This window comes from Mesonia sp. K7 (assembly GCF_003233725.1).
In the GTDB taxonomy this organism is placed as follows: domain Bacteria; phylum Bacteroidota; class Bacteroidia; order Flavobacteriales; family Flavobacteriaceae; genus Mesonia.
Genome location: NZ_QKQV01000003.1, coordinates 1 through 21,738 on the forward strand (window position 1 = coordinate 1; position 21,738 = coordinate 21,738).

Consider the following 21,738-nt stretch of genomic DNA (forward strand, 5'->3'; position numbering starts at 1 on the left):
AAATGCTTCGGAAAACTTACGTTGTTTCTTGATTAATTTTAAATTAGCTTTCATATAAATTGACTTTAGTGGTCAACCTATATCAGGGACGTACAAAACCACACCTTTCTCTACTAACTGCACACTATTAATCGCGACACTGGAGCTTAGAATTTTTTGTGCTACTTCTTCAAAGTTAACAGGATTTCCTTCATCATTTATGGTAAGCGCTAAGGTAAGTGCGGCTACATAACTATTTTTTAGCGCGTAATCTACATTTTGTTTGATCGAAGTAATCGTATTTTTTTCTCTTCGCTTTTCTTCCTCTAAGCTTAAATTATAATCTTGGTATAGTATAAATGAAAACAATACCACTACTCCAATAAAAACCAAAAGACCAATTAATTTTGTTCTTTTATAGAAACCAGATAGTATATGATTGATTTTTCTTTCCATTTATACTTCTAAAGTTAAATCAAAATATATTATTCTAAATGATTTACTGATGATTTCTTAAAAAAGAACTTTTCATTTTATTTAAATATCGCTTGCTAAAAAAATTAGAATGTCAGTATATTTAGACTAAAAAATTTGAACATGCTTCACGTCAAACAAACTACCAAATACCTTCAAGAAAAAGGCTTTAAAGACCCAGAAATAGGAATTGTTTTAGGAACCGGGCTCGGAAAACTTATCGAAGAAGTAGAGGTTATCGAAGAAGTAAGTTATAACCACATTCCACACTTTCCTACTGCAACTGTAGAATTCCATAAAGGAAAGCTTATTTACGGAAATCTCATGGGCAAAAAAGTAATCATTATGCAAGGTAGATTTCATTATTATGAAGGTTATAGCTTGCAAGATGTGACCTTCCCTATTCGTATTATGCATCGTTTAGGTATCAAAAAACTACTTATTTCTAATGCTTCTGGAGCGATTAACCTCAACTATAAGAAAGGAGAACTCATGCTCATCGACGACCACATCAATTTACAAGGGGATTCTCCGTTGGCGTTTTTGGGTGTTTCGCAATTTGGCGAACGCTTTGTAGATATGAGTTGTCCTTATGATAAGGATATGAGTAAAAAATTAGTAGAAATAGCTCAAGGCGAAAACATTAGTTTACACAAAGGTGTTTACGTAGCTGTTGTTGGCCCACAATTAGAAACTCGAGCAGAATACCGTTATTTAAAACTTATTGGCGGTGATGCTGTTGGTATGAGCACCGTTCCTGAAGTGATTGTTGCCAACCATCTTGGTTTGCCTGTGGTTGCCGTTTCGGTGTTAACCGATGAATGTGACCCCGACAATCTAAAGCCTGTCGACATCAACGATATTATGAAAATGGCTGCGAAAGCAGAACCCAATATGATTAAGCTTTTTATAGGTTTAATCGCTACTTTCTAAAACAAAAAAGCACCTTCAATAGGTGCTTTTTTAGTCTTTTATAGTAAAAAACTACCTGCTGATTTCTAAAATTTCAAAAGTGATTTTCCCGTTGGGTACTTCAATTTCGGCTTTTTCACCTACCTGTTTTCCTAACAAACCTTTTCCGATAGGAGAATCTACCGAAATTTTACCTGACTTTAAATCGGCTTCGCTTTGAGCGACCAATTTATAGGTCACTTCCATTTTATTCGCAAGGTTTTTTATTTTTACTGTACTGTGTATCAAAGCTTTGGTTGTATCTAATTGTGACTCATCTATTACTCTGGCGTTGGCAACTACTTCTTCCAGTTTCGAAATTTTCATCTCCAATAAACCTTGTGCTTCTTTTGCCGCATCATATTCGGCATTTTCACTCAAATCTCCTTTATCTCTAGCTTCTGCAATCGCTTGTGAAGCCTTTGGTCGCTCGACATCACGCAAGTGATCGAGCTCGTCTTTCAACTTTTTTAATCCTTCTGCGGTATAATAAGATACTTTACTCATAACATCATCGTTTATAATAACAAAAGAATCCCACAAAACTGGGATTCTTGATTACAACAAATATAATAAATTTTAAATTGCATCGCAATTATTATTATTTTGCATAAAAATTTTCAGATGAAAAAGCTTATTTTTTTCTTTTCCTTACTAGGAATTTTGACCGCCTGTAGCAACGACGATAACGTAAACCAAAATCCTAATTTGTTAGATGTAAACGTCAACTATTTTGTGGATATGAATTTACCGCAGTTCAATGCGCTTAACTTTCCTTCTAACCCTGTTTATATAGGTAATCAAGGAAACGGAGGAATCTATGTGATGAATACGGGACCCAATCAGTTTGTCGCTTGGGATGCTGCAGATCCCAATCACCCTTTTACCAACGAATGCCCGACTATGGAACTCGATGGCATACAAGTAACTTGTGCATGTGAGGGAAACACTTACGAGCTTTTTACAGGTAATTTTATGGAAAGTGAAAACGAATTGCAATATACGCTTTGGGCTTATCGCGTTACGGTAAACGGTAACAATACATTGCAAATAACTAATTAAAAAAGAGGCTCGCTTGAACCTCTTTTTAATATAAGTTTTACATATAGCTTAAAACTTTAAGGTTACCCCCAGCAAAAAGTTTCTCGTGGCTTGTGGGTAATAACCTGTTCCTTCTATTGTTGTGACTGTTCCTGGATTGGTAAAGTCATCATCATAACTAAAATAATAACCGTTACTTACATATTCTTCACTAAAAATATTATTCACCAGGCCTGTAAAAACGATTTCACTGAAAAGTTGGGAAGTTTTTAAGGTATACTGTACATTAAAATCGTTAACGAAATAAGCATCTAATTTTGAAGTTTCAGATTCAATATTACTCATGTATTGTTCCCCTACATATTTACTCAATAGGTTAAGGCTTAAATTTTCTAAGGGCTTGTAGGTAAAAATATTTCCTGCGACAACACTTGGTGAAAAAGAAATATCGGTATCGCCAAAGTTTTGCAGTTCACCATTAAAATTAGATTTAAAATCCCTGTTTTTGTTTTGGCTTAAAGCTATATTAGGTCTTACCGTAAATTTCTCCGAAATGTTATAAACCGCATCTATTTCCAATCCTAAACGATAGCTATTTCCACTGTTTTTTCTAATTTGGGCACCTTCCTCATCGATCTCTCCAGTAAGCACCAATTGGTTTTCGTAGTTCATATAATAAAGGTTGGTGTTTAACTGAAATTTTTCCTTTTTCAGACGATACCCCAATTCATAATCTAGGAGTTGCTCTTCAGAAGGGGCTTCTTCTCCATTTTCAAAAGCATCTTCATAATCAGACCTGCTTGGTTCGCGATGAGCTACAGCTACAGAAGCGTATAACTGATTTTGGTTATTGATTTGATAAGTTAAACCTCCTTTGGGGTTAAAGAAAGTAAAACTATCGTCGATAGGGAAATTTGACACCTCCTGTGTAGGACCTTCAGCTTCATAATTGATCGTTCTAATTTGTAAATCACCAAACGCCATGAGCTTTTCAGAAATAGCAAACGTAGCTTTTCCGTAAAGATTAAAATCAGTTTTTTTGGCATTGTTAAAATAATAAGGTTCGTACGGTTCGTTATTTTGAGCAAACCTTGTGTAAATCACATCACCAAAGTGATCGCCATCATATTTGTTCCAGCCACCACCAAAAACAGCGTCTAATTTATCGTTTTTGTAGTTAACACTAAAAACGGTTCCGTAAAAATGATTGTCTAACCAACTTCTATTCACAAGGTCTGAAGTGGTTACTTCTTCTCCGTTTGCGGTGAAATTTTGCATTCCGTATTCTTCTAAAGTAGCATCTTCCTGAAACTCTTCGTAATAACCTCTTCCTCGTGTATAATGAAAAGCCAAATTGGTGGACCAGTTATTATCTAATCTCTGGTTCCATAGCAATTGGTAATGGTCTTGTTGGTAATTGTCAGTTTGGTTGTCATAAAAAAGTTCATTCCCTGCTTCATCGGTGTAAACTCCAGCTGGATTATAGGTTCTATCTTCTTCTAATTGATCACCATCTATACCATACCAAGCTTGATACGTGCGTTCTTTCCCGCTAAACATAATCGCTTTAATCAAAGTATTATCGGCAATATAATTACCTTGTACGAAATACGATTTTAAATCGGATTCTGCGCGGTCGATATAACCATCACTTTTGATAAGCGAACCTCGACCCGAAAACTCAAAATGATTATTGATCAATCCTGTACTGAATTTTGCCGTGTGTTTCCTAGTGTTATACGAACCAAAAGAGTTGGCAATTTCAGCGGAAGCTTCTTTTTGGTATTCATCGGTCTGAATGTTTAAACTCGCACCAAAAGCTCCTGCTCCGTTGGTAGAAGTTCCCACACCACGTTGCAACTGAATGTTTTCTACCGAAGAGGCAAAATCTCCCAAATTTACCCAAAAACTACCTTGGCTTTCAGAGTCATTATACGGAATACCGTTAATGGTCACGTTGGTTCTCGTCGCATCGCTTCCGCGAACACGAATGCCAGTATAACCAACGCCGTTTCCGGCATCGGTTGTGGTCACTACCGAAGGCAAATAATTCATCAAAACGGGAATATCCTGCCCGAGGTTTCGCTCTTCTATTTCTTCTTTGGTAAGATTACTGTAAGTAATAGGCGAATCGGCATCTACCTTGATCGATGACAAAAAGACTTCACCCAATTGCTCTTGAACATTTGATAAATCAACCATCAAATATACATCCTCAAATGCTTCTACGCTTACTGTTTTGGCATTTCCGTAGGTAAATTTAAGGTTGTAATTTCCTGGAAGAACATCCAGTTTAAAATTTCCATCAAGATCGGTAATCGTACCTTGATTGGTTTCTAGAACTTCTACCGAAACATTCGGTAACTTTTTTCCGTCTTGAATAACTGTTCCGGAAATCGTGATTTTGTCTTGTGCAAAGACGAGTGTCGTCAAGAAAAGCGACACCACAAATAATACGTTTTTCATTCGTAAAAAAATTTATACGAAATAAAAGGGGCGATTATTCTTTGGTTAAAAATTAAATAAAAAAATCCTGTAGCATTTTGCATACAGGAGTACATACACACAAACCTATAGTTTGCATCATCCCTTGGCAGCATTACCCGCCCAGGTTCTTTGGGTATGATCTCAGCTTTTTTTAGTTTAGAATTCAGAATTCTTTATTCAAAATTCCGTACTAAAATTAGCACCCCTTTGAGATTTGCGGCAAATGTAAAAATTAATTTTTGATTGTTTTACTTAAAGAAAGTCTTTTTTACGTCGTTCTTTCTTCTCTGCTTGTACCTTTTTGTCTTTTAAGCGTTTTAGCTTCTGATTTTTACTAGGTTGTGTTTTTTTTCGTTTTTTGGTGGGTTTTAAAGCTGAAAATAACAGTTTAAAAAATAATTCGGTAACGGTTTTTTTGTTTTTATGCTGACTTCGCGAAGCATCTGAACTCAACTGTAAAACACCTTTTTTTGAAATTCTGTTTTTGAGCCTCTGTTTGATTTTTTCTTTTTCATTCTCAGAAAATTCCGCTGTTGCGGAAACATCCCAATGTAAAATCACTTTGGTCTCCACTTTATTGACGTGTTGCCCTCCTGCTCCACCACTTAAAGCTGTGGTATAGTATATCTCTTTTTCTAAAGCTTCACGAGAAAACACTTTCTTTAATTTTTATGACTCGATTTCAGTAAATCGTTTACTGTTTTTACTGGATTGAAAGTTGTTATGGGAACTTCTACAAAAATACTGTTCCATAATTCCATAGAACCATTCCAAAGCCCAGGAAGTTCAAGTGCTTTTAAAACTTTACCTTTTTTAAACTTTTCGGAAATGAAATATTTATCGTGATTTACATAATTGACTAAGTCGAACTTTTTACCTTTATAATCTTTAATACTACAAACAAGGTCTACTGGATTAAAATGTGTTGCCTGCTGCGCAATCTTGGCTTGCTCTGCGTCTTCTTTATGAATTTGTGCACTTTCTATGATTTGCAGCTTCGGAATTCCGTTTTGATCTTTTACCCAAAATGGTCCGCCACCAGGCTCTCCTTCATTTTTTACCATACCACAAACCCGAAGTGGTCGGTTTAAAAAGTCGAATGCTTCTTTTACCGAAAATGATTTATCGATATTAAAATAAGTTTGTAATACTTCTTCTGCCTTAGCGAGACCTTCTAATTCATCCTTTTCTAATAAATGAAGCGCTTCAAAAATTTCGCCTTGAGCTTTAACCAATAAACCGCCTATTAACTTTTTGTAATAAACTAAAGTTGGAAAATTATAATCGTTAGAAACATTGTCGATGTTTTTGATAAAAACAATATCTTCTTGTAATTGATTGAGATTTTTTAAAAGGGCTCCGTGGCCACCAGGTCGAAAAACAAGGTGATTATTGGACGTTCTAAAAGGCATGTTCTCTTTATTGACAGCAATGGTATTGCTATTGGAATCTTGCACCGAGAAACTTACTTCAAAAGTATCATCTGAAAATTTTCGCTTGGCTTTTTCTACTGCAACTTTAAATTTTTCTAAGTGATTTGGTGCTACCGTAAAATGCAGTTTAGCAATATTTTCAGCTGATGCATAAGCTTTTGCTTCTTCAAAATGTCTTTCTAACGGAGTAATTTCTTCACCGTCTTTTTCTTGAAAAGGAATCAGGCCTTTAGGGGATTCGCCATAATTCAGGCCATTTTCCAATAACAAGTATTTTATAAAATGATAGGCTTTTTGTTCTTCTTCCATACCTGAAAAGCCTTCCATATTTTCTTCTAAAGCCTTGATGATTCTGTCTGAAAAGGGAAAATCTTGGTAGTTTTCTATAAAAAACTTGAGTTGGTAATTTCCTTTTTTTTCTAAAAAAGAATAAAGTTTTTCAACTTTTGGGTTGAAATTCTCTAACAAATAATACAATGGGCTAAACATTCTTGTTGCACCGCCGCTTGCAGGAACAAACTTAATTTTGCTATGTGTAGAGTTGTCAAAAACAGCAAGTAGGTCTTGTTCTTCGTCGCTCGAAAAAGAAAAGATACCGTCGTTTACGGTTGCATATCTTTCTAAATTAACGCAAGTAGTTCCTTTTTTAAATTTTTCTATCTGCGAATTGATTTCTTCTAAAGATATCTTTTTATTGTTTATTTGTTGTAGGTCATCATTTGTCCACATCCATTTGAGGTTTTTCTAATAATTGTTCAACTATTGTGATTGCTTTTTTTAATCGTTGTTTTTTATTGCCTTCTAAAATAACATAATTTATGTTATCTGCATCTAAAGATGCCTTAAATAATTGAAGCATTTGCTCACGCTCATTGGGTTTGTCACGCAAATCGTCTGCTTCCCAAGGCACATCTATTTGGGTGAGAAAATATAAATCGTAGTGATGTTTTTCGACACACTCTTTCAGTGCTTTGTTTTCAAAATTTTTAAAATAAGCTTTTCCATACTCATAAGTTTGTCGCACATTGGTATCACAAAACAACACCCGATTGGCTTTTTTTGCCAACTCATTTTCTAACTTGATTTGCCCTTTGGCGATAGGAATTAAGTCTGAGATCTCACAAATTTTCTGCTCTTCATCCCACTTTTTTTGAAGGTACGCTCTAGAGTATTCCGGAACCCATTGGGTGTGAAAATGAACTGCCAATTCGCTGGCTAAAGTCGTCTTTCCGGTAGATTCTGGTCCGAAGAGAGCTATTTTTAAGCAGTTTGCAGGTTGTTGTTCAAGAGCTTTTTCCATGAGAAATATCCTAAAATGGCAATGATACTAAGAAAGATATAAAGAAAAGCACTAAAAGTTAATCCTTTATAAAAATAGAGAGGTACCGAAATAATATTGCCTATCATCAAGTAAATCCAATTTTCGATTTTTCTTTTGGCCAAAAGCCACATTCCCACAAAAAAGAAAGCAGTGGTAATAATATCGACATAAGAAACCCAAGTTTCCCATTTTTCAAAAAGCTCATAAACGAGACTAATAAAAACAATTGCTCCTATAAAAATACCTGTCATGATTTTTTTGTCTGCATTTACTACAGTTGAAATTGGCGTCACGTGTACTTCATCAACTTTTCTTGTCCAGATATACCAACCGTAGATACTCATTGCAAAGTAATAGGCATTGATGATCATATCGCCAAGAAGGTTATAAAAATATAAAATATAGACAAAAATTATGGTGCTGATAATACCTGTTGGATAAACCAGTACACTATTTTTTTTGGAATAAAGCACACTTAAAACAGCAAAAAAAACGCCTAAGAGTTCTAAAACAACCAGATGTGTTTCTATACCTTTATATTGTCCGAAAAGCCAATCAAAAATGTGGCTCATAATCGCTTCTATCTGATTTTACAATTTTCATGTACATCAATCCTCTTTCTACCGAGTTAAGTGCAACCTCAATCTCTTTGTTCAATAATTGCATCACTTTTTGGTAATCGCCATATACTTGTGTACTCAGTGGGTTTTCTTTGATTTCAAAACCCGAAGCCCGTAAAGCTTTTATAAAATTGATGATTGCCGGTTCGTAATTATCTTGAATCGGCGTAAACGTAAGTTCTACAGAAATTTTCATAAGGAAATTTATTTTTGGGGTAAAGCGTAGCCACAAGTAAAACCATCAAACTCTATAAAATAGATATTGAAGTATTCTATTTTACCATGATAGTTGACCCTTGCGGTGGTTTTTTGGTCTTCAAAATTAAAATCTTCAACATTAATGTGGTGTAAAAACAACAACCCAGGAATATTCACATACTTATAGATAGACTCCTTGGCACACCAAACAATCGTGAGTTTTCTTTTTACCGCATCTTCATTAGCTAAAGTTTTATATTCTTCTATAGGGGTAAATTTATGGGCTATTTTTAGAATTTTATCCCGTTGTTTTTCGATATCAATTCCTACGGGTTTATCGCTTACAATTATTCCTGAAAAGGTAAACGAATGCGTAATGGAAATAAATTTTCCGTCACTTAAATGCGGTTTTCCAGAATCGTCATAACTCAAATCGCCATCACCATAACCCGCTTCTGCCAACAAATGCCTAATGCTCATAAAACCTCTTCGGTGCAAATCAGACTTCATGTTATTTACCCGATCGGCACAATAAGAAGTAAGTTCTACATTTTTAGAGAGCGCTTCATAACTTTCTTCTATTTTCCAAATCAGCACTTTAGTGGCATTATCAACTGTTATAGTTTTGTAAAGTGGCATAAATTTCTTTAAATATTTATGTATTTTTGCAGTCTGTAAGAAAAATAAATTTTTCAGACTAAAACATTAATCATTCAAATATACTAATATGTCTATTAAAACAATGCCTTATATTCCATATAAAGTAAAAGATATTTCGCTAGCAAGCTGGGGAAGAAAAGAAATTGAGTTAGCTGAAGCTGAAATGCCAGGTTTAATGGCAATTCGCGAAGAATATAAAAACGAACAACCGCTTAAAGGTGCTCGGATTGCTGGATGTTTGCATATGACCATTCAGACAGCGGTACTTATCGAAACCCTTGTAGAATTAGGTGCAGAAGTAACTTGGAGTTCTTGTAATATTTTCTCTACACAAGACCAAGCTGCTGCTGCAATCGCTGAAGCGGGAATTCCAGTATATGCCTGGAAAGGAATGAACGAAGAAGAATTTGACTGGTGTATCGAGCAAACTTTATTTTTCGGCGAAGACCGTCAACCACTCAACATGATTTTAGATGATGGTGGTGATTTAACCAATATGGTTCTTGATAAGTATCCGGAATTGGCAAGCGGCATCAAGGGTCTTTCAGAAGAAACGACAACGGGAGTTCACCGTTTGTACGAGCGTATGAAAAACGGAACACTTCCAATGCCAGCCATTAATGTGAATGATTCGGTGACCAAATCTAAGTTTGATAATAAGTATGGCTGTCGCGAAAGTGCAGTTGATGCCATTAGAAGAGCAACCGACGTGATGCTTGCCGGAAAACGCGTGGTCGTTTGTGGTTATGGTGATGTGGGTAAAGGTACCGCGGCTTCGTTTAGAGGTGCTGGTTCTATTGTGACGGTAACCGAAATTGACCCTATTTGTGCGTTGCAAGCCGCCATGGATGGTTTTGAAGTGAAAAAACTCGAAACTGTGTTACCAAAAGCAGATATCGTAATCACCACTACCGGAAATAAAGACATCGTTCGTGGCGAGCATTTTGAGGCGATGAAAGACAAAACCATTGTTTGTAACATTGGTCATTTTGATAACGAAATTGATGTGGCTTGGTTGAAAAACAATCACGGCAGCACTAAAGTGGAAATCAAACCACAAGTAGATAAATATACCGTTAACGGAAACGACATCATTTTACTTGCTGAAGGTCGTTTGGTCAACTTAGGTTGTGCAACGGGTCACCCAAGCTTTGTGATGAGTAACTCGTTTACCAACCAAACTTTAGCCCAAATCGAACTTTGGAAAAACACCGATCAATATGAAAACAAAGTGTATATGCTGCCAAAACATCTCGATGAGAAAGTAGCAAAATTACACTTAGAAAAAATAGGTGTAGAACTAACCGAACTTTCTCAAGAACAAGCAGAATATATTGGTGTAGAGGTAGAAGGCCCGTTTAAGCCAGAGTATTACCGCTACTAATTTTTTTGCTTCAAGCGGATAAAATATAAAAAACCCTCGCAATTGTGAGGGTTTTTTTGTTGATAAGTATTTTAGATAATTTAAAATGTATGATTTAAATTTGTAACCATATAGAAAGATATATAATATGGTTACAAAATCTATTTACTCGATTTCGGAAGCAGCTGAAATTTTAAACAAAAACCCTGAAACACTAAGAAGATGGGATAATGAAGGGAAATTGAAAGCCGTAAGAGAACCTATGAGTAATTATAGAACTTACAAAAAAGAGCAATTAGAGGTTTTCCCTGAATTTAAAAATTATTTTAAGAAAATTGACGAAGGAAATTTTGTAACTCCTTTTAAAGATTATTCTGTAATGGAACTGTTTGCTGGAGCGGGTGGCTTAGCTATTGGTCTCGAAAAAGCAGGTTTAAATTGTAAAGCTCTTAATGAAATCGATAAATGGGCTTGTCAAACCCTTCGTAAAAACAGACCTAATTGGAACGTTTTAGAAGGCGACATTAAAGATTTGGATTTTTCTACATATCAAAATAAAATTGATGTTGTTACAGGCGGATTTCCTTGCCAAGCTTTCAGCTATGCAGGCAAAAAACTAGGATTTCAAGATGCTCGTGGTACACTTTTTTACGAGTTTGCTCGTGCTGTAAAAGAGATTCAACCTAAAATCTGTATCGGCGAAAATGTAAAAGGTCTTCTCAATCATGATAATGGTCGCACCTTAAAAGGTATGATTTCTATTTTAGACGAAATTGGCTACCGCGTTGTTTCGCCTGTCGAGGTTCTTAAAGCCATACATTATAATGTACCACAAAAAAGGGAAAGGCTTATTTTGGTTGCCATAAAAAAAGATATTGATGTTGATTATACCTATCCTAAACCTTTTTCTGAGGTGTATACCTTAAAAGATGCCTTAAAAAAAGGTTCTTTATTTGATAAAAATGTTCCTAAATCTAAAGGTTCGACTTATCCAGAACACAAAAAGAAAGTCTTAGAGTTGGTTCCGCCAAAAGGCTACTGGCGTGATTTACCGCTTGAAATCCAAAAAGAATATATGCAAAAAAGTTTTTATCTGGGTGGCGGAAAAACCGGTATGGCAAGACGTATTGGCTGGGATGAACCTTGCCTAACCCTAACTTGCAGTCCTGCTCAAAAACAAACTGAGCGTTGCCACCCTGATGAAACCAGACCTTTTACCGTGAGGGAATATGCCCGAATTCAGACCTTTCCCGATGAATGGAAGTTTGAAGGCTCAGTTTCCCAACAATACAAACAAATTGGAAATGCTGTACCCGTAAATCTCGCAAAGGAAATTGGATATTCTATAATTTCTTTTCTTAATAAAACTGAAATACAAAAAAAGAAGTATCAAGTTTCTCTTTCGGAAAATCCTTTGTAGTAATAGAAGTTTTGAAAAGTAATTTCATCTAATAAATTTCTGTTCGATTTTTGCGCATCCGCAGAAATATCAGATAAAATATCGTGTTGCTTCGTTTTTGTTGATTCAATTATTTTAAGAAAGTCATTGATTGCTATAGGTAGAGCTTGATATAGTTTCAATAGAGCATTACCATCACCTGTCAATAAACTGTAAAATTGATCTCCTGAAACAATATAAACTCTACTGTGACTGTATTCTTTTCGGTTAATAATTCCCTCCCATTTTTTAAGAAAGCTCTTTTTTGCTAAAATCTGTACCAAGTAACATTTAGCTTGACGATTGTCATCGGCAAAACGAGCTAATTTCTGAAAAGCACTTTCTGCCGAACTACTATTCATCGTATTGTGCTTGTTTTTGATTTCCGCAAAAAGTGAGTCATCATCAGCCTTTACATCATAACCAGCGTGTTTTGCACTAGAAAACCCTTCAATACCACCCAGTATTTCTTCATGAAAAGTCCCAATCGCATTATTTACCGATTTGTCAACTTGTCGAGACATTTCGAGTTTAATCAATTCTTCTTCTGAAAGCTCATTAAATTTAGAATCAAAAGTAAGTTTAAAAGTATCTACCTTATTTTTATAAAACTTGGCTTTGGTAAATTCCCTTTTGGCTTCCAAATACGACTGATACAGGTTAGATATACATTGCAATAGGTGCTCATCGCTCACAAAATCAACATACTTATTTTTAGATTGGTTCATTAAATTCTTATTTTTATTACAATTATGCCTTACGAAGATAAGAAAATAAAAGTACCTCGTTTTGAGGAGTCGGCTGGGTTTTATACCACCAAAAAACGCTCAAAAATAATGAGCAAAATTCGTAGCAAAAACACGAAGCCCGAATTAATTTTTCGTAAGGCTTTGTGGAAAAAAGGAGTGAGGTATAGATTAAACAACAAGCTTCCGGGGAAACCAGATATTTCCATCAAGAAGTACCGATTAGCTATATTTATAGATGGTGAGTTTTGGCATGGTCATAATTGGGAAGAACGTAAAAAAAACATCAAAAGCAATAGTCGTTTTTGGATTCCTAAGATTGAGCGTAACATGCAACGTGATCGAGAAGTAAACCTCCAATTGGAAAGAATGGACTATAGGGTCTTTAGGTTTTGGAGCCATGAAATAAAAAACAACCTCAACCAATGCATCAGTGATGTTCTCACCTATATTGAAACAGGAAGGAATGACTGGTAAACAAAAAAAACCCTTTCAGTTTTCTGAAAGGGTTTAAATATCAAAAAATCTATAATTTCTTAAGCTTCAAAAGGCTCTATAGAAACGTATGATTTGTTGTTCTTTTTCTTTTCAAACTTTACAATACCATCTACTTTGGCATGTAAGGTATGATCTTTACCTGCATATACATTCTCTCCTGGATTGTGTGCAGTTCCTCTTTGTCTTACAATGATATTTCCTGCCACAGCAGCCTGACCACCAAAAATCTTAACTCCTAAGCGTTTCGATTCTGATTCTCTACCGTTTTTAGAACTACCAACTCCTTTTTTGTGAGCCATGGTTTTAAGGTTTTAAATTATTAATATAAGAAGTAAATTATTTTTTAATTCCTCCGTCTAATTCGTCTTGTAATTTTTCTAATTCTTCCCACTTACCATCAGCAGCTAATTGTGCTTGCTCTGGCCAAGTGTCTGTAACTAAATGAGCTAATCTCGAACTTGCTTCTGTTAAAATCTCACTTAGTTTTTCTGCTTTGGTTTTTGCTACTTTTGCAAAAGTTTCTAAACCAGCATCGGTTAATGCTTCTGCAGCTTTAGGACCTACACCTTCGATTTTAGTTAAATCGTCACCTTTTTTAGTTGACTTTTTAGTTTCTTTCTTAGGTTCTGCTTTTTTGGTTTCAGCTTTAGCTGATTCTTTTTTAGCAGGTTTTTTCTTACCATCTACAGAAATATCTTCAATTACGATTTCTGTAAGGTACTGACGGTGACCATTCTTTACGCGATAGCCTTTACGTCTTTTCTTTTTGAAAACTATTACCTTATCACCTTTTAAGTGACGTGTAATTTTGGCTCCAACAAGAGCTCCTTCTATAGCTGGGGCGCCAAGTGTAACGTTATCACCATCTCCAGTAAGTAATACTTTATCGAAAGATACTGTATCACCTTCTTTACCTGACAAACGATGTACGAAAACTTTTTGGTCTTTCGCAACTTTAAATTGCTGCCCTGCTATCTCTACAATTGCATACATAGCTTAAATAATTAAAATTTATTTTAAAAATGGATGCAAATATACTTTCTTTTTTTGTATTTACAAATAATAGTTTGCAGAAAATCAAGAAGTTCTCGTTTGGTTTTTAATAGGGGTGGTATTCCATGAATCTTTCATAAGTTGCATGTATGCCAAAGTTAGCACTAAGGTTGTACAAAAGCCCATTACAGCTACCACAAAAAGCAACAAGCCTAAAGATTCAGAATATTCGTTTTCCCAGGTAGATAGTATTTCTGTAGCAAAATCGGGGTTAAAATGGGAAGCGTAAACACCAAAGAATGCCGTAAAAATGAGTGTCGCTAAAAACCCACAGATCAAGCCTGCGAGAAACCCTTTTTGATACTTGTATTTTTTTCCTTTATATCTTTTATAATCTCTTATACAGAAATATAAGCCAATTGCCATAATCAATCCGTTGAAAATACTAAAAGCAGGATATTTACTCAATCCAAAAACAGAAAGCAATAAAAAATAAGCAATTAAGGCAATCGCAATAAAAAGTGCGTACTTTACTTGAATGGCATTTATTTTCATAACAAATTAATTTTAGTATATAAATTTCGCTAAAAAACATGCATTTCAATATTAAAACGATGTTAATTTTCTTTTAGATCGAATTTTCACTTCATCGGATTTCACAAAAAAAAACAAGCTAAGTGTAACAAAATGTTACCTTTGTAGTCCAACTAATAGAATAATTAAAAAACAAAAACAATGTTGAAAAAAATTGGTTTAGCTGCAATTACACTACTTGCAACTTCTGGAATTTTTGCCCAGCAAGTTGAATTTACAGCGTATGAATTAGGTAACGGGCTTGACGTTATCTTACACCAAGACAATACTGCTCCTGTAGTAACTGTAGGTGTAATGTACCACGTTGGTGCAAAAGACGAAGCACCAGGAAGATCTGGTTTTGCTCACTTTTTTGAGCACTTACTTTTTGAAGGTACCGAAAATATCGCAAGAGGTGAATGGTTTAATATTGTTGCCGCTAATGGCGGAAGCAATAACGCCAATACCACTCAAGACAGAACCTATTATTACGAAGTTTTCCCTTCAAACAATTTAGAATTAGGATTATGGATGGAGTCTGAAAGAATGCTACACCCTGTAATCAACCAAATTGGTGTTGATACACAAAACGAAGTCGTAAAAGAAGAAAAACGTACACGTATAGATAATGCCCCTTACGGAAAAATAATTTATGGTACCGGAATTGGCCCTTATATGTTTGACAAGCATCCTTATAAAAATTCTGTCATTGGTACGATGGAAGACCTTGATGCTGCTAAGTTAGAGGAGTTCAAAGCATTTTTCAAAAAATATTACGGCCCAAACAATGCTACGCTTGTGATTACAGGTGATTTTCAAGAGAAAGAGACCAAAAAACTTATCAACGATTACTTTGCAGGCATTCCAAAAGGCCCTGAAGTAGCTAGAGTAAACATCAAAGAAGAACCAATCACAGAAACTATTGTTGCAACAGAATACGATAGCAACATCCAGATTCCTGCAAAACTTTTTGTATACAGAACTCCTTCTATGAAAGAAAGAGATGCGTATGTTCTAGATATGATTTCTTCGTTATTAACTGGAGGAAAAAGTTCGCGTATGTATAAAAAAATGGTAGATGAGGACAAAGAAGCGCTTCAGGTTTTAGCTTTCCCACGATCACAAGAAGACTACGGAACTTATGTAATGGGAGCTTTAGCAATGGGAGACACTCCTTTAGAAAATCTAGCAGAATCTATGGATGAGGAGATCAAAAAACTTCAAACAGAATTAATCTCCGAAGAAGAACACCAAAAATTACAAAACCAGTTTGAGAATAACTACGTAAACTCCAACAGCAGCATGCAAGGTATTGCTTCTTCTTTGGCAACCTATCATGTACTATACGGTGATGTAAATCTTATTAATGATGAGATCAAAATATACCGAAGCATTACCAGAGAAGACATTAAAAGGGTAGCCAACAAATACCTTAATCCAAATCAAAGGTTAGAATTAGATTATTTACCAACAAAAGATGGTGAACAATAATAAATCAAAAAATAGCATGACAATGAAATTCAAAATATTATCAATGATTATGATTTGCTTCATTTTCTTAGGAGCTGAAGCACAAATCGATCGATCTAAACAACCACAATCAGGGCCTGCACCAAAAATAAACTTAGGTAAGCCCGAAACTTTTACTTTAGATAACGGTATAAAAGTATTGGTAGTAGAAAACCACAAACTACCCAGAGTGAGAGCAAGTCTTATTATCGACAACAAACCTCATTCATCAGGAAGCAAAGTTGGTGTAAAGTCACTTTACAGCGCAATGATGGGTAATGGTACAACTACAAAAACCAAAGACGAGTTTAACGAACGTGTAGATTTCTTAGGGGCAAATGTAGGTTACGGAACCAATAGCGCTTATGCAAGTTCATTAAGCAAGTTTTTCCCAGAAGTTTTCGGCTTAATGGTCGATGGTTTGATCAACCCAAGATTTGAAGAAGAAGAGTTTACCAAAGAAAAAGATCGTGCAATCGAAGGCATTAAAGCCGAAGAGAAAAGTGCTAGTTCTATTGCAAGCAATGTAAGTAGTCTTTTGGCTTACGGTAAAAATCACCCTTACGGGGAATTTCCTACCAAAGAAAGTGTGGAAGGAATTACTTTAAATGATGTAAAAAACTATTACAACACTTATATCACTCCAAAAAACACATATTTGGTGGTTGTTGGAGATATCAAGGAAAAAGAAGTAAAAAAGCTTGCTGAAAAAGTTTTAGGAGAATGGCAAGCTGGAGCTCCTCCAGTAACAACAATCCCTAATGTTCCTGCTGTTCAGTACACACAAATCAATTTTATTGATGTACCTAACGCTGTACAAAGCGAGATGACTGTTCAAAACACAGTCAACCTAAAAATGGCTGACGAAGATTATTTCCCTATGTTGGTAACCAACCAAATTTTAGGAGGTAGTTTTGGTAGTTATTTAAATATGAACTTAAGAGAAGCCCACGGGTATACTTATGGTGCAAGATCTTATACTGGAAATGATAAATATACAGCTAGCCGTTTCTCTGCTGGAGCAAGTGTAAGAAATGCCGTTACCGACAGTGCGATTGTAGAAACTTTAAAAGAGATCAACCGAATCAAGACCGAAAAAGTATCTTTTGAAGACTTAAATAATGCTAAAAATAAATTTGCCGGTGATTTCGTATTAAGACTAGAAAGCCCTTCTACGATTGCCAATTATGCACTGAATATTGAGACAGAAGATCTTCCAAAAGATTTCTACCAAAAATTCTTACAAAAAATAAATACGGTAACTCAAGAAGATATTCTAAGAGTGGCTAACAAATACTATAAAACCGATAACATGCAAATTGTTGTAGCTGGTAAAGGTAGTGAAGTAGCCGAAAACTTAGAAAACATCACCTATAACGGAAAGAAAATTCCGGTGTTGTATTTTGACAAGGAAGGGAACAAAATCGCAAAACCAGAATACAACAAAGCTGTACCAGAAGGTGTGACTGTAAAAACCGTTTATGACAACTACGTCAAAGCCATTGGCGGAAAAGATGCTGCAGAAAAAGTGAAAACAGTTTCTATGAAAGGTATTGCAACCGTACAAGGAATGACCCTTAATTTTGAAAGAAAAAGCACTTCTGCTGGAAAATCTTTGGAACTTGTTACCATGAATGGAATGACATTACAAAAAGACGTTTTTGATGGTACCAAAGGTTACAAGGAAGCACAAGGACAAAGAATGGATTATACTGCCGAAGAAATAAAAGAAGCCAAAGAAGACACTGAGATTATCAATGAACTTTCTATTCCTGCAGATGCTAAGCTAACAGGTATTGAAAAAGTAGAAGGTGAAGATGCTTACGTTGTACAAATAGATGAAGACACCAAAAAATATTACAGCGTAAATACCGGATTATTAGTAAAAACTTCCAAAACAATAGCTGCTGGTGGTCAGACCATGGAGAATTCTACATACGTTAGTGACTACAAAGAAGTAAAAGGTGTAAAATTTCCACACACTGTTAAAGTAAGTATGGGACCTCAACTTATAGATATTAAGATGAATGAAGTAAAAGTAAACGAAGGCGTTACTGACGGAGATTTCAAATAATTCTCTACTTCCCTAAATTATTCCAAAACCGATTTTGTTACTACAGAATCGGTTTTTTTCTTTCTTTTTTTGTTGGCATAATAAACACCTACAAAAATCAATAAGCCAGAAAGTAATTGCCAAAAATTTAGGTTTTCGCCATCTAAAAAGCCCCAGATTAAAGCTACCACAGGAATCAAATAAGTGACTGAAGTAGAAAAAACCGGGGTTGAGATTTGCACCAATCTGTTAAAAAGGATTTTGGCAATTCCAGTTCCGATAACGGCCAAGATCAAGATATACCACATCGAAGTTTGCGCTGCTGGGTCTAATAATACTTCTTCAGAAAAAAAACCGGAGAAAACTAGTACCATTAGTGCCGGAACGAATAAAACCGTAAAGCATCCTACGGTAATGCTCAAGGCAGGAATATCATGTAAATAATTTTTAATCACATGTACGTTTATCGCATACATCGAAGTCGCAATGAGTGGTAAAATCGCATACCAATAATTTTGTCCTTCGTTAAAGGTTGCTCCACTTACAATCAATAAAATAGAACCTATCAACCCGATAATAACTCCGGTAATCTGTTTGTCGGTAGAAACCGTTTTAAACAGTAAAAAGCCAAAAATCACTGATAAAATAGGAACCGTAGAGTTCAAGATAGAAACAATCGCGCTATCGATTTCCAATTCCGCGAAAGCGAACAAAAAAGCAGGAAAAAAAGTACCTATAGCCGCAGAAATAGAAATCCATTTCCAGTGGTGCTTTTTGATTTTAAACACACTTTTAAAACCAATAATAAATAGAAAAAGAGCGGCAAAAGTGGTTCGTAATGCCCCGAGTTGAATTGGTGTAAGCCCAACCAAACCCTTTTTGATAAGGATAAAAGAAGTACCCCAAACCAAAGCCAAACCAATAAGGTAAATCCACTTGAGATTAGAATTTTGCATCGCCTTTCTTTTTTGCAAAATTGAGATTAAATTTTAGCTTAACCTAAGAAAAAAGATGAATAAAAATGATTTAAAAATAAGAGAAATTTATTTCCACTTAATGGTTTCTATCAAGTGGCGCATGTCATTTTTGAGGTAAGCTGCAGCGGGTAAAATCGAGTCGAAATTGGGTTTGGCATCAAAATAAATAGAGCCCGTCAGAAAATGTTTGATGCTATCGGTTACGTAAAACTGTGCCTGTGAAGCGGCATTTCCCTTTACTTCGTACAACATTCCGTAGGTTTTATTTTCATCGTTGACGTACAAATCACCTTCTATTTCGTCGGCTTTTACTGTATGCTCCAACGGTAATTTTTGACCATCGATAATCAGCTCTTTTAGGTTATCGGTAATAGGTTTGTAAGTGATAAAAATTGTTCCATTGATGCTGGGATACTCCAGGTTTACCCAACAAGCCTGTTTTGTTTTGGCATCTTTTAAAATCACATTTTTATTAACTTCGAAAGTGTATGGGCAAAAAGTAAGCGGCAACTCTTTGTAGCTTGCTTCTTCATAATTTAAAGCCAAATAGGCCTTGGGTTTGGGTTGCAGACTTTCTTCGCAACTTACAAAACCAATTATCGACAATAAAATAAACAGCAAACGGGTTTTCATTAAGCTATGGTAAGTTTTACTTGTTTTATTCTTTTACTTTCTACCGCTTCAATCACAAAAGTAAAATTTTCTACGACAATCTTTTGTCCTCTTCTAGGGAAAAGTCCAGACATTTCTAATAGAAAACCAGCTAAGGTTTCTGCATCTCCTCTATTATCTTCTATAAAATCTATTTCTTCTCGGTTAAGAACACGATAAAAATCTTTAATCGGTGTTTTTCCTTCAAACACATAATTGTTGTCATCTAATTTTGAATATACAAGGGATTCGTCATCAAACTCATCACTAATGTCGCCCACAATTTCTTCGATAATATCTTCTAACGAAATGATTCCGCTGGTACCACCGTATTCATCGACCACAATTGCAAGGTGATTTTTCTTTTCGTTGAAATCGTTGAGCAAATCATCTAATTTTTTGTTTTCAGGTATAAAATAAGCCTCACGGATAAGACCTTGCCAATTAAATTCTTCTTTATTGAGGTGCGGAAGCAAATCTTTGATGTACAAAATCCCTTTGATGTTATCAATACTTTCTTCAAACACGGGAATTCTAGAATAGCCTTGTTCTACAATTACTGCAATGACTTCTTTAAAAGCTTGTTGAATGTTGATTGCAAAAACATCCATTCGGTTTTTCATTACTTCGCGCGTTTCGGTATTTCCGAAGGTGACAATTCCCTGTAATATTTTTTGTTCTTCTTTGGTGGTATCTTCTTCGCTCGTGAGTTCTAAGGCGTGTGAAAGCTGGTCGACACTCAAATTAGATTTTTGCTTGCCTAACCTATTATGAATTAAAATCGTGATGTAACGCATCGGTAAACTAAAAACACTCAAAAATTTATCTAAAAAACTTAACGGATAAGCCATCATGTGCGAAAAAGCAATTTTGTTTCGGTTGGCATAGATTTTCGGCAAAATTTCGCCGAAGAGCAAAATGAGAAAGGTAACGACCACCACCTCAAAAACAAAGCGTAAATTGATTCCGAAAACGATGATTTCTAAAGACGAAAACAACGAATCACCTAACGAATCAAACAATAATACAATGGCAATGTTCACAAAATTGTTGGCTACCAAAATGGTTGCCAATAGCTTTTTGGGTCGGTCGAGTAATCGAATAAGTATTTTCTGCTGCGGACTCTGTTTACTTTCTTCTGCCTCAAAGTCTGTTGGCGTGAGCGAAAACAATGCTACTTCTGAACCTGAAATAAGCGCCGAACAAGCCAATAACAAAACAAGTACTACTATAGTTGCGACCTCGTATGAACCTATCGCTAAAAAATGTAAGAATAAAAAGGAAGGATCAGGATCCAAAGGCTAAAAATTTAATTCAACTTAAAAGGGTAAATCATCGTCGTCTTCCTGTACGTCAGGAGCCTGATAATTCTCATTATTATTAGAAGCTTGTTGGTTTTGTGGTGTAGAAGCTCCGCTTTGATCTTTTGGTGTTAAAAACGTAAAATCGGTACATTGTATCTCGGTAGAGTACCTATCGTTGCCATTCTCATCTGTCCATTTTCTAGTTTTTATACGGCCTTCTATATATACTTTATCTCCTTTTTTAAGGTATTTTTCACAAATTTCCGCACCTTTATTTCGCACTACAATATTGTGCCACTCGGTATTGCTCACACGCTCACCAGAAGTTTTGTTTACGTACTCTTCGTTGGTTGCCAACGGAAATCTACCAATGCAACCTCCTCCTTCAAAATAATGCATTTTTACTTCGTCTCCTGTGTGCCCAATCAGCATCACTTTATTTAATGTACCACTTGCCATAATTATATAT

Annotated in this window: 24 protein-coding genes; 7 read left to right on the forward strand and 17 right to left on the reverse strand. The window is 35.4% G+C overall.

The genetic code is table 11. The annotated features are described in order from the left end of the window. Positions 1 to 72 precede the first annotated feature (72 nt). Positions 73 to 435 carry a hypothetical protein gene (locus tag DNG35_RS02725; RefSeq protein ID WP_111126223.1) on the reverse strand — a complete coding sequence of 121 codons (363 nt, stop codon included), beginning with the start codon at positions 433 to 435 and terminating at the stop codon, positions 73 to 75. A gap of 141 nt (positions 436 to 576) precedes the next feature. Here DNG35_RS02725 and DNG35_RS02730 point away from each other — a divergent pair, with 141 nt between their 5' ends. Beyond that, complete coding sequence (locus tag DNG35_RS02730) at positions 577 to 1,386, forward strand: purine-nucleoside phosphorylase (protein ID WP_111126224.1); 810 nt, start codon at positions 577 to 579, stop codon at positions 1,384 to 1,386. Positions 1,387 to 1,437: 51 nt separating this feature from the next. On the opposite strand, the gene greA is transcribed toward DNG35_RS02730, so the two are convergent. Further along, complete coding sequence (gene greA, locus DNG35_RS02735; RefSeq protein ID WP_111126453.1) at positions 1,438 to 1,911, reverse strand: transcription elongation factor GreA; 474 nt, start codon at positions 1,909 to 1,911, stop codon at positions 1,438 to 1,440. A 117-nt stretch (positions 1,912 to 2,028) separates the two neighbouring features. On the opposite strand from greA, the gene DNG35_RS02740 reads away from it, so the two are divergent. Next, positions 2,029 to 2,466, forward strand: coding sequence for a membrane lipoprotein lipid attachment site-containing protein (locus DNG35_RS02740; protein ID WP_111126225.1), 438 nt, complete (start codon positions 2,029 to 2,031; stop codon positions 2,464 to 2,466). A gap of 48 nt (positions 2,467 to 2,514) precedes the next feature. Here DNG35_RS02740 and DNG35_RS02745 read toward each other — a convergent pair whose 3' ends face one another. From DNG35_RS02745 to DNG35_RS02775, 7 genes are all read right to left on the reverse strand, one after another. After that, complete coding sequence (locus tag DNG35_RS02745; RefSeq protein ID WP_111126226.1) at positions 2,515 to 4,911, reverse strand: TonB-dependent receptor domain-containing protein; 2,397 nt, start codon at positions 4,909 to 4,911, stop codon at positions 2,515 to 2,517. 273 nt (positions 4,912 to 5,184) lie between these two features. Further along, positions 5,185 to 5,589, reverse strand: a complete 405-nt coding sequence (arfB, locus tag DNG35_RS02750; RefSeq protein WP_111126227.1) for an alternative ribosome rescue aminoacyl-tRNA hydrolase ArfB — start codon at positions 5,587 to 5,589, stop codon at positions 5,185 to 5,187. A gap of 5 nt (positions 5,590 to 5,594) precedes the next feature. Then, the gene (locus DNG35_RS02755) at positions 5,595 to 7,094 is read right to left on the reverse strand and encodes a DUF4301 family protein (protein ID WP_111126228.1); all 1,500 of its coding nucleotides are present in this window, start codon (positions 7,092 to 7,094) and stop codon (positions 5,595 to 5,597) included. Beyond that, a complete protein-coding gene (locus tag DNG35_RS02760) occupies positions 7,081 to 7,665 on the reverse strand; it encodes an AAA family ATPase (RefSeq protein ID WP_111126229.1) in 585 nt (194 codons plus the stop codon). The genes DNG35_RS02755 and DNG35_RS02760 overlap by 14 nt, the downstream gene beginning before the upstream one ends. Next, positions 7,626 to 8,258 (reverse strand): nicotinamide riboside transporter PnuC, encoded by a 633-nt coding sequence (gene pnuC, locus DNG35_RS02765; RefSeq protein WP_111126230.1) that lies wholly within the window; start codon positions 8,256 to 8,258, stop codon positions 7,626 to 7,628. The genes DNG35_RS02760 and pnuC overlap by 40 nt, the downstream gene beginning before the upstream one ends. After that, positions 8,242 to 8,502: a thiamine-binding protein gene (locus tag DNG35_RS02770; protein ID WP_111126231.1), complete on the reverse strand. Its 261-nt coding sequence runs from the start codon at positions 8,500 to 8,502 to the stop codon at positions 8,242 to 8,244. The genes pnuC and DNG35_RS02770 overlap by 17 nt, the downstream gene beginning before the upstream one ends. An 8-nt stretch (positions 8,503 to 8,510) precedes the next feature. After that, a complete protein-coding gene (locus DNG35_RS02775) occupies positions 8,511 to 9,143 on the reverse strand; it encodes a 4'-phosphopantetheinyl transferase superfamily protein (protein ID WP_111126232.1) in 633 nt (210 codons plus the stop codon). Positions 9,144 to 9,231: 88 nt separating this feature from the next. Here DNG35_RS02775 and ahcY point away from each other — a divergent pair, with 88 nt between their 5' ends. After that, positions 9,232 to 10,548 carry an adenosylhomocysteinase gene (ahcY, locus tag DNG35_RS02780; RefSeq protein WP_111126233.1) on the forward strand — a complete coding sequence of 439 codons (1,317 nt, stop codon included), beginning with the start codon at positions 9,232 to 9,234 and terminating at the stop codon, positions 10,546 to 10,548. A gap of 127 nt (positions 10,549 to 10,675) precedes the next feature. After that, the gene (dcm, locus tag DNG35_RS02785) at positions 10,676 to 11,947 is read left to right on the forward strand and encodes a DNA (cytosine-5-)-methyltransferase (RefSeq protein WP_111126234.1); all 1,272 of its coding nucleotides are present in this window, start codon (positions 10,676 to 10,678) and stop codon (positions 11,945 to 11,947) included. Here the strand turns inward: dcm and DNG35_RS02790 are convergent. Next, positions 11,917 to 12,693: an Eco47II family restriction endonuclease gene (locus DNG35_RS02790; RefSeq protein WP_111126235.1), complete on the reverse strand. Its 777-nt coding sequence runs from the start codon at positions 12,691 to 12,693 to the stop codon at positions 11,917 to 11,919. The genes dcm and DNG35_RS02790 overlap by 31 nt on opposite strands. 24 nt (positions 12,694 to 12,717) lie before the next feature. Between DNG35_RS02790 and DNG35_RS02795 the strand changes: the two genes are divergently transcribed. After that, positions 12,718 to 13,188, forward strand: a complete 471-nt coding sequence (locus tag DNG35_RS02795; RefSeq protein ID WP_111126236.1) for a very short patch repair endonuclease — start codon at positions 12,718 to 12,720, stop codon at positions 13,186 to 13,188. Positions 13,189 to 13,247: 59 nt separating this feature from the next. On the opposite strand, the gene rpmA is transcribed toward DNG35_RS02795, so the two are convergent. The 3 genes from rpmA to DNG35_RS02810 form a co-directional block, all read right to left on the reverse strand. Continuing rightward, a complete protein-coding gene (rpmA, locus tag DNG35_RS02800; protein WP_111126237.1) occupies positions 13,248 to 13,508 on the reverse strand; it encodes a 50S ribosomal protein L27 in 261 nt (86 codons plus the stop codon). A gap of 37 nt (positions 13,509 to 13,545) precedes the next feature. Then, positions 13,546 to 14,202, reverse strand: coding sequence for a 50S ribosomal protein L21 (gene rplU, locus DNG35_RS02805; RefSeq protein WP_111126238.1), 657 nt, complete (start codon positions 14,200 to 14,202; stop codon positions 13,546 to 13,548). Between the two features lie 84 nt (positions 14,203 to 14,286). Further along, positions 14,287 to 14,757, reverse strand: coding sequence for a DUF4199 family protein (locus DNG35_RS02810; protein WP_111126239.1), 471 nt, complete (start codon positions 14,755 to 14,757; stop codon positions 14,287 to 14,289). Positions 14,758 to 14,937: 180 nt separating this feature from the next. Here DNG35_RS02810 and DNG35_RS02815 point away from each other — a divergent pair, with 180 nt between their 5' ends. Continuing rightward, positions 14,938 to 16,266 carry a pitrilysin family protein gene (locus DNG35_RS02815; RefSeq protein WP_111126240.1) on the forward strand — a complete coding sequence of 443 codons (1,329 nt, stop codon included), beginning with the start codon at positions 14,938 to 14,940 and terminating at the stop codon, positions 16,264 to 16,266. A gap of 22 nt (positions 16,267 to 16,288) precedes the next feature. Further along, the gene (locus tag DNG35_RS02820) at positions 16,289 to 18,358 is read left to right on the forward strand and encodes a pitrilysin family protein (protein WP_111126454.1); all 2,070 of its coding nucleotides are present in this window, start codon (positions 16,289 to 16,291) and stop codon (positions 18,356 to 18,358) included. 17 nt (positions 18,359 to 18,375) lie between these two features. Here the strand turns inward: DNG35_RS02820 and DNG35_RS02825 are convergent, their stop codons facing one another. From DNG35_RS02825 to DNG35_RS02840, 4 genes are all read right to left on the reverse strand, one after another. Continuing rightward, positions 18,376 to 19,293, reverse strand: coding sequence for a DMT family transporter (locus tag DNG35_RS02825; RefSeq protein ID WP_111126241.1), 918 nt, complete (start codon positions 19,291 to 19,293; stop codon positions 18,376 to 18,378). Positions 19,294 to 19,380: 87 nt separating this feature from the next. Then, positions 19,381 to 19,947, reverse strand: a complete 567-nt coding sequence (gene gldD / locus DNG35_RS02830) for a gliding motility lipoprotein GldD (protein ID WP_111126242.1) — start codon at positions 19,945 to 19,947, stop codon at positions 19,381 to 19,383. Then, complete coding sequence (locus DNG35_RS02835) at positions 19,947 to 21,263, reverse strand: gliding motility-associated protein GldE (protein WP_111126243.1); 1,317 nt, start codon at positions 21,261 to 21,263, stop codon at positions 19,947 to 19,949. Before DNG35_RS02835 ends, gldD begins: the two co-directional genes overlap by 1 nt. A gap of 21 nt (positions 21,264 to 21,284) precedes the next feature. After that, positions 21,285 to 21,728 carry a single-stranded DNA-binding protein gene (locus tag DNG35_RS02840; RefSeq protein WP_111126244.1) on the reverse strand — a complete coding sequence of 148 codons (444 nt, stop codon included), beginning with the start codon at positions 21,726 to 21,728 and terminating at the stop codon, positions 21,285 to 21,287. Between the last annotated feature and the right edge of the window lie 10 nt (positions 21,729 to 21,738).

Excerpts from the sequence above, each read along its gene's own strand:
- greA (WP_111126453.1), bottom strand. The coding sequence starts at position 1,911 with ATGAGTAAAGTATCTTATTATACCGCAGAAGGATTAAAAAAGTTGAAA.
- DNG35_RS02790 (WP_111126235.1), bottom strand. The coding sequence starts at position 12,693 with ATGAACCAATCTAAAAATAAGTATGTTGATTTTGTGAGCGATGAGCAC.
- DNG35_RS02820 (WP_111126454.1), top strand. The coding sequence starts at position 16,289 with ATGAAATTCAAAATATTATCAATGATTATGATTTGCTTCATTTTCTTA.
- DNG35_RS02810 (WP_111126239.1), bottom strand. The coding sequence starts at position 14,757 with ATGAAAATAAATGCCATTCAAGTAAAGTACGCACTTTTTATTGCGATT.
- rplU (WP_111126238.1), bottom strand. The coding sequence starts at position 14,202 with ATGTATGCAATTGTAGAGATAGCAGGGCAGCAATTTAAAGTTGCGAAA.
- pnuC (WP_111126230.1), bottom strand. The coding sequence starts at position 8,258 with ATGAGCCACATTTTTGATTGGCTTTTCGGACAATATAAAGGTATAGAA.
- DNG35_RS02745 (WP_111126226.1), bottom strand. The coding sequence starts at position 4,911 with ATGAAAAACGTATTATTTGTGGTGTCGCTTTTCTTGACGACACTCGTC.
- DNG35_RS02740 (WP_111126225.1), top strand. The coding sequence starts at position 2,029 with ATGAAAAAGCTTATTTTTTTCTTTTCCTTACTAGGAATTTTGACCGCC.
- DNG35_RS02770 (WP_111126231.1), bottom strand. The coding sequence starts at position 8,502 with ATGAAAATTTCTGTAGAACTTACGTTTACGCCGATTCAAGATAATTAC.
- DNG35_RS02760 (WP_111126229.1), bottom strand. The coding sequence starts at position 7,665 with ATGGAAAAAGCTCTTGAACAACAACCTGCAAACTGCTTAAAAATAGCT.
- DNG35_RS02815 (WP_111126240.1), top strand. The coding sequence starts at position 14,938 with ATGTTGAAAAAAATTGGTTTAGCTGCAATTACACTACTTGCAACTTCT.
- DNG35_RS02775 (WP_111126232.1), bottom strand. The coding sequence starts at position 9,143 with ATGCCACTTTACAAAACTATAACAGTTGATAATGCCACTAAAGTGCTG.
- DNG35_RS02725 (WP_111126223.1), bottom strand. The coding sequence starts at position 435 with ATGGAAAGAAAAATCAATCATATACTATCTGGTTTCTATAAAAGAACA.
- ahcY (WP_111126233.1), top strand. The coding sequence starts at position 9,232 with ATGTCTATTAAAACAATGCCTTATATTCCATATAAAGTAAAAGATATT.
- DNG35_RS02825 (WP_111126241.1), bottom strand. The coding sequence starts at position 19,293 with ATGCAAAATTCTAATCTCAAGTGGATTTACCTTATTGGTTTGGCTTTG.
- DNG35_RS02795 (WP_111126236.1), top strand. The coding sequence starts at position 12,718 with ATGCCTTACGAAGATAAGAAAATAAAAGTACCTCGTTTTGAGGAGTCG.
- DNG35_RS02730 (WP_111126224.1), top strand. The coding sequence starts at position 577 with ATGCTTCACGTCAAACAAACTACCAAATACCTTCAAGAAAAAGGCTTT.
- DNG35_RS02755 (WP_111126228.1), bottom strand. The coding sequence starts at position 7,094 with ATGTGGACAAATGATGACCTACAACAAATAAACAATAAAAAGATATCT.
- gldD (WP_111126242.1), bottom strand. The coding sequence starts at position 19,947 with ATGAAAACCCGTTTGCTGTTTATTTTATTGTCGATAATTGGTTTTGTA.
- DNG35_RS02840 (WP_111126244.1), bottom strand. The coding sequence starts at position 21,728 with ATGGCAAGTGGTACATTAAATAAAGTGATGCTGATTGGGCACACAGGA.
- rpmA (WP_111126237.1), bottom strand. The coding sequence starts at position 13,508 with ATGGCTCACAAAAAAGGAGTTGGTAGTTCTAAAAACGGTAGAGAATCA.
- dcm (WP_111126234.1), top strand. The coding sequence starts at position 10,676 with ATGGTTACAAAATCTATTTACTCGATTTCGGAAGCAGCTGAAATTTTA.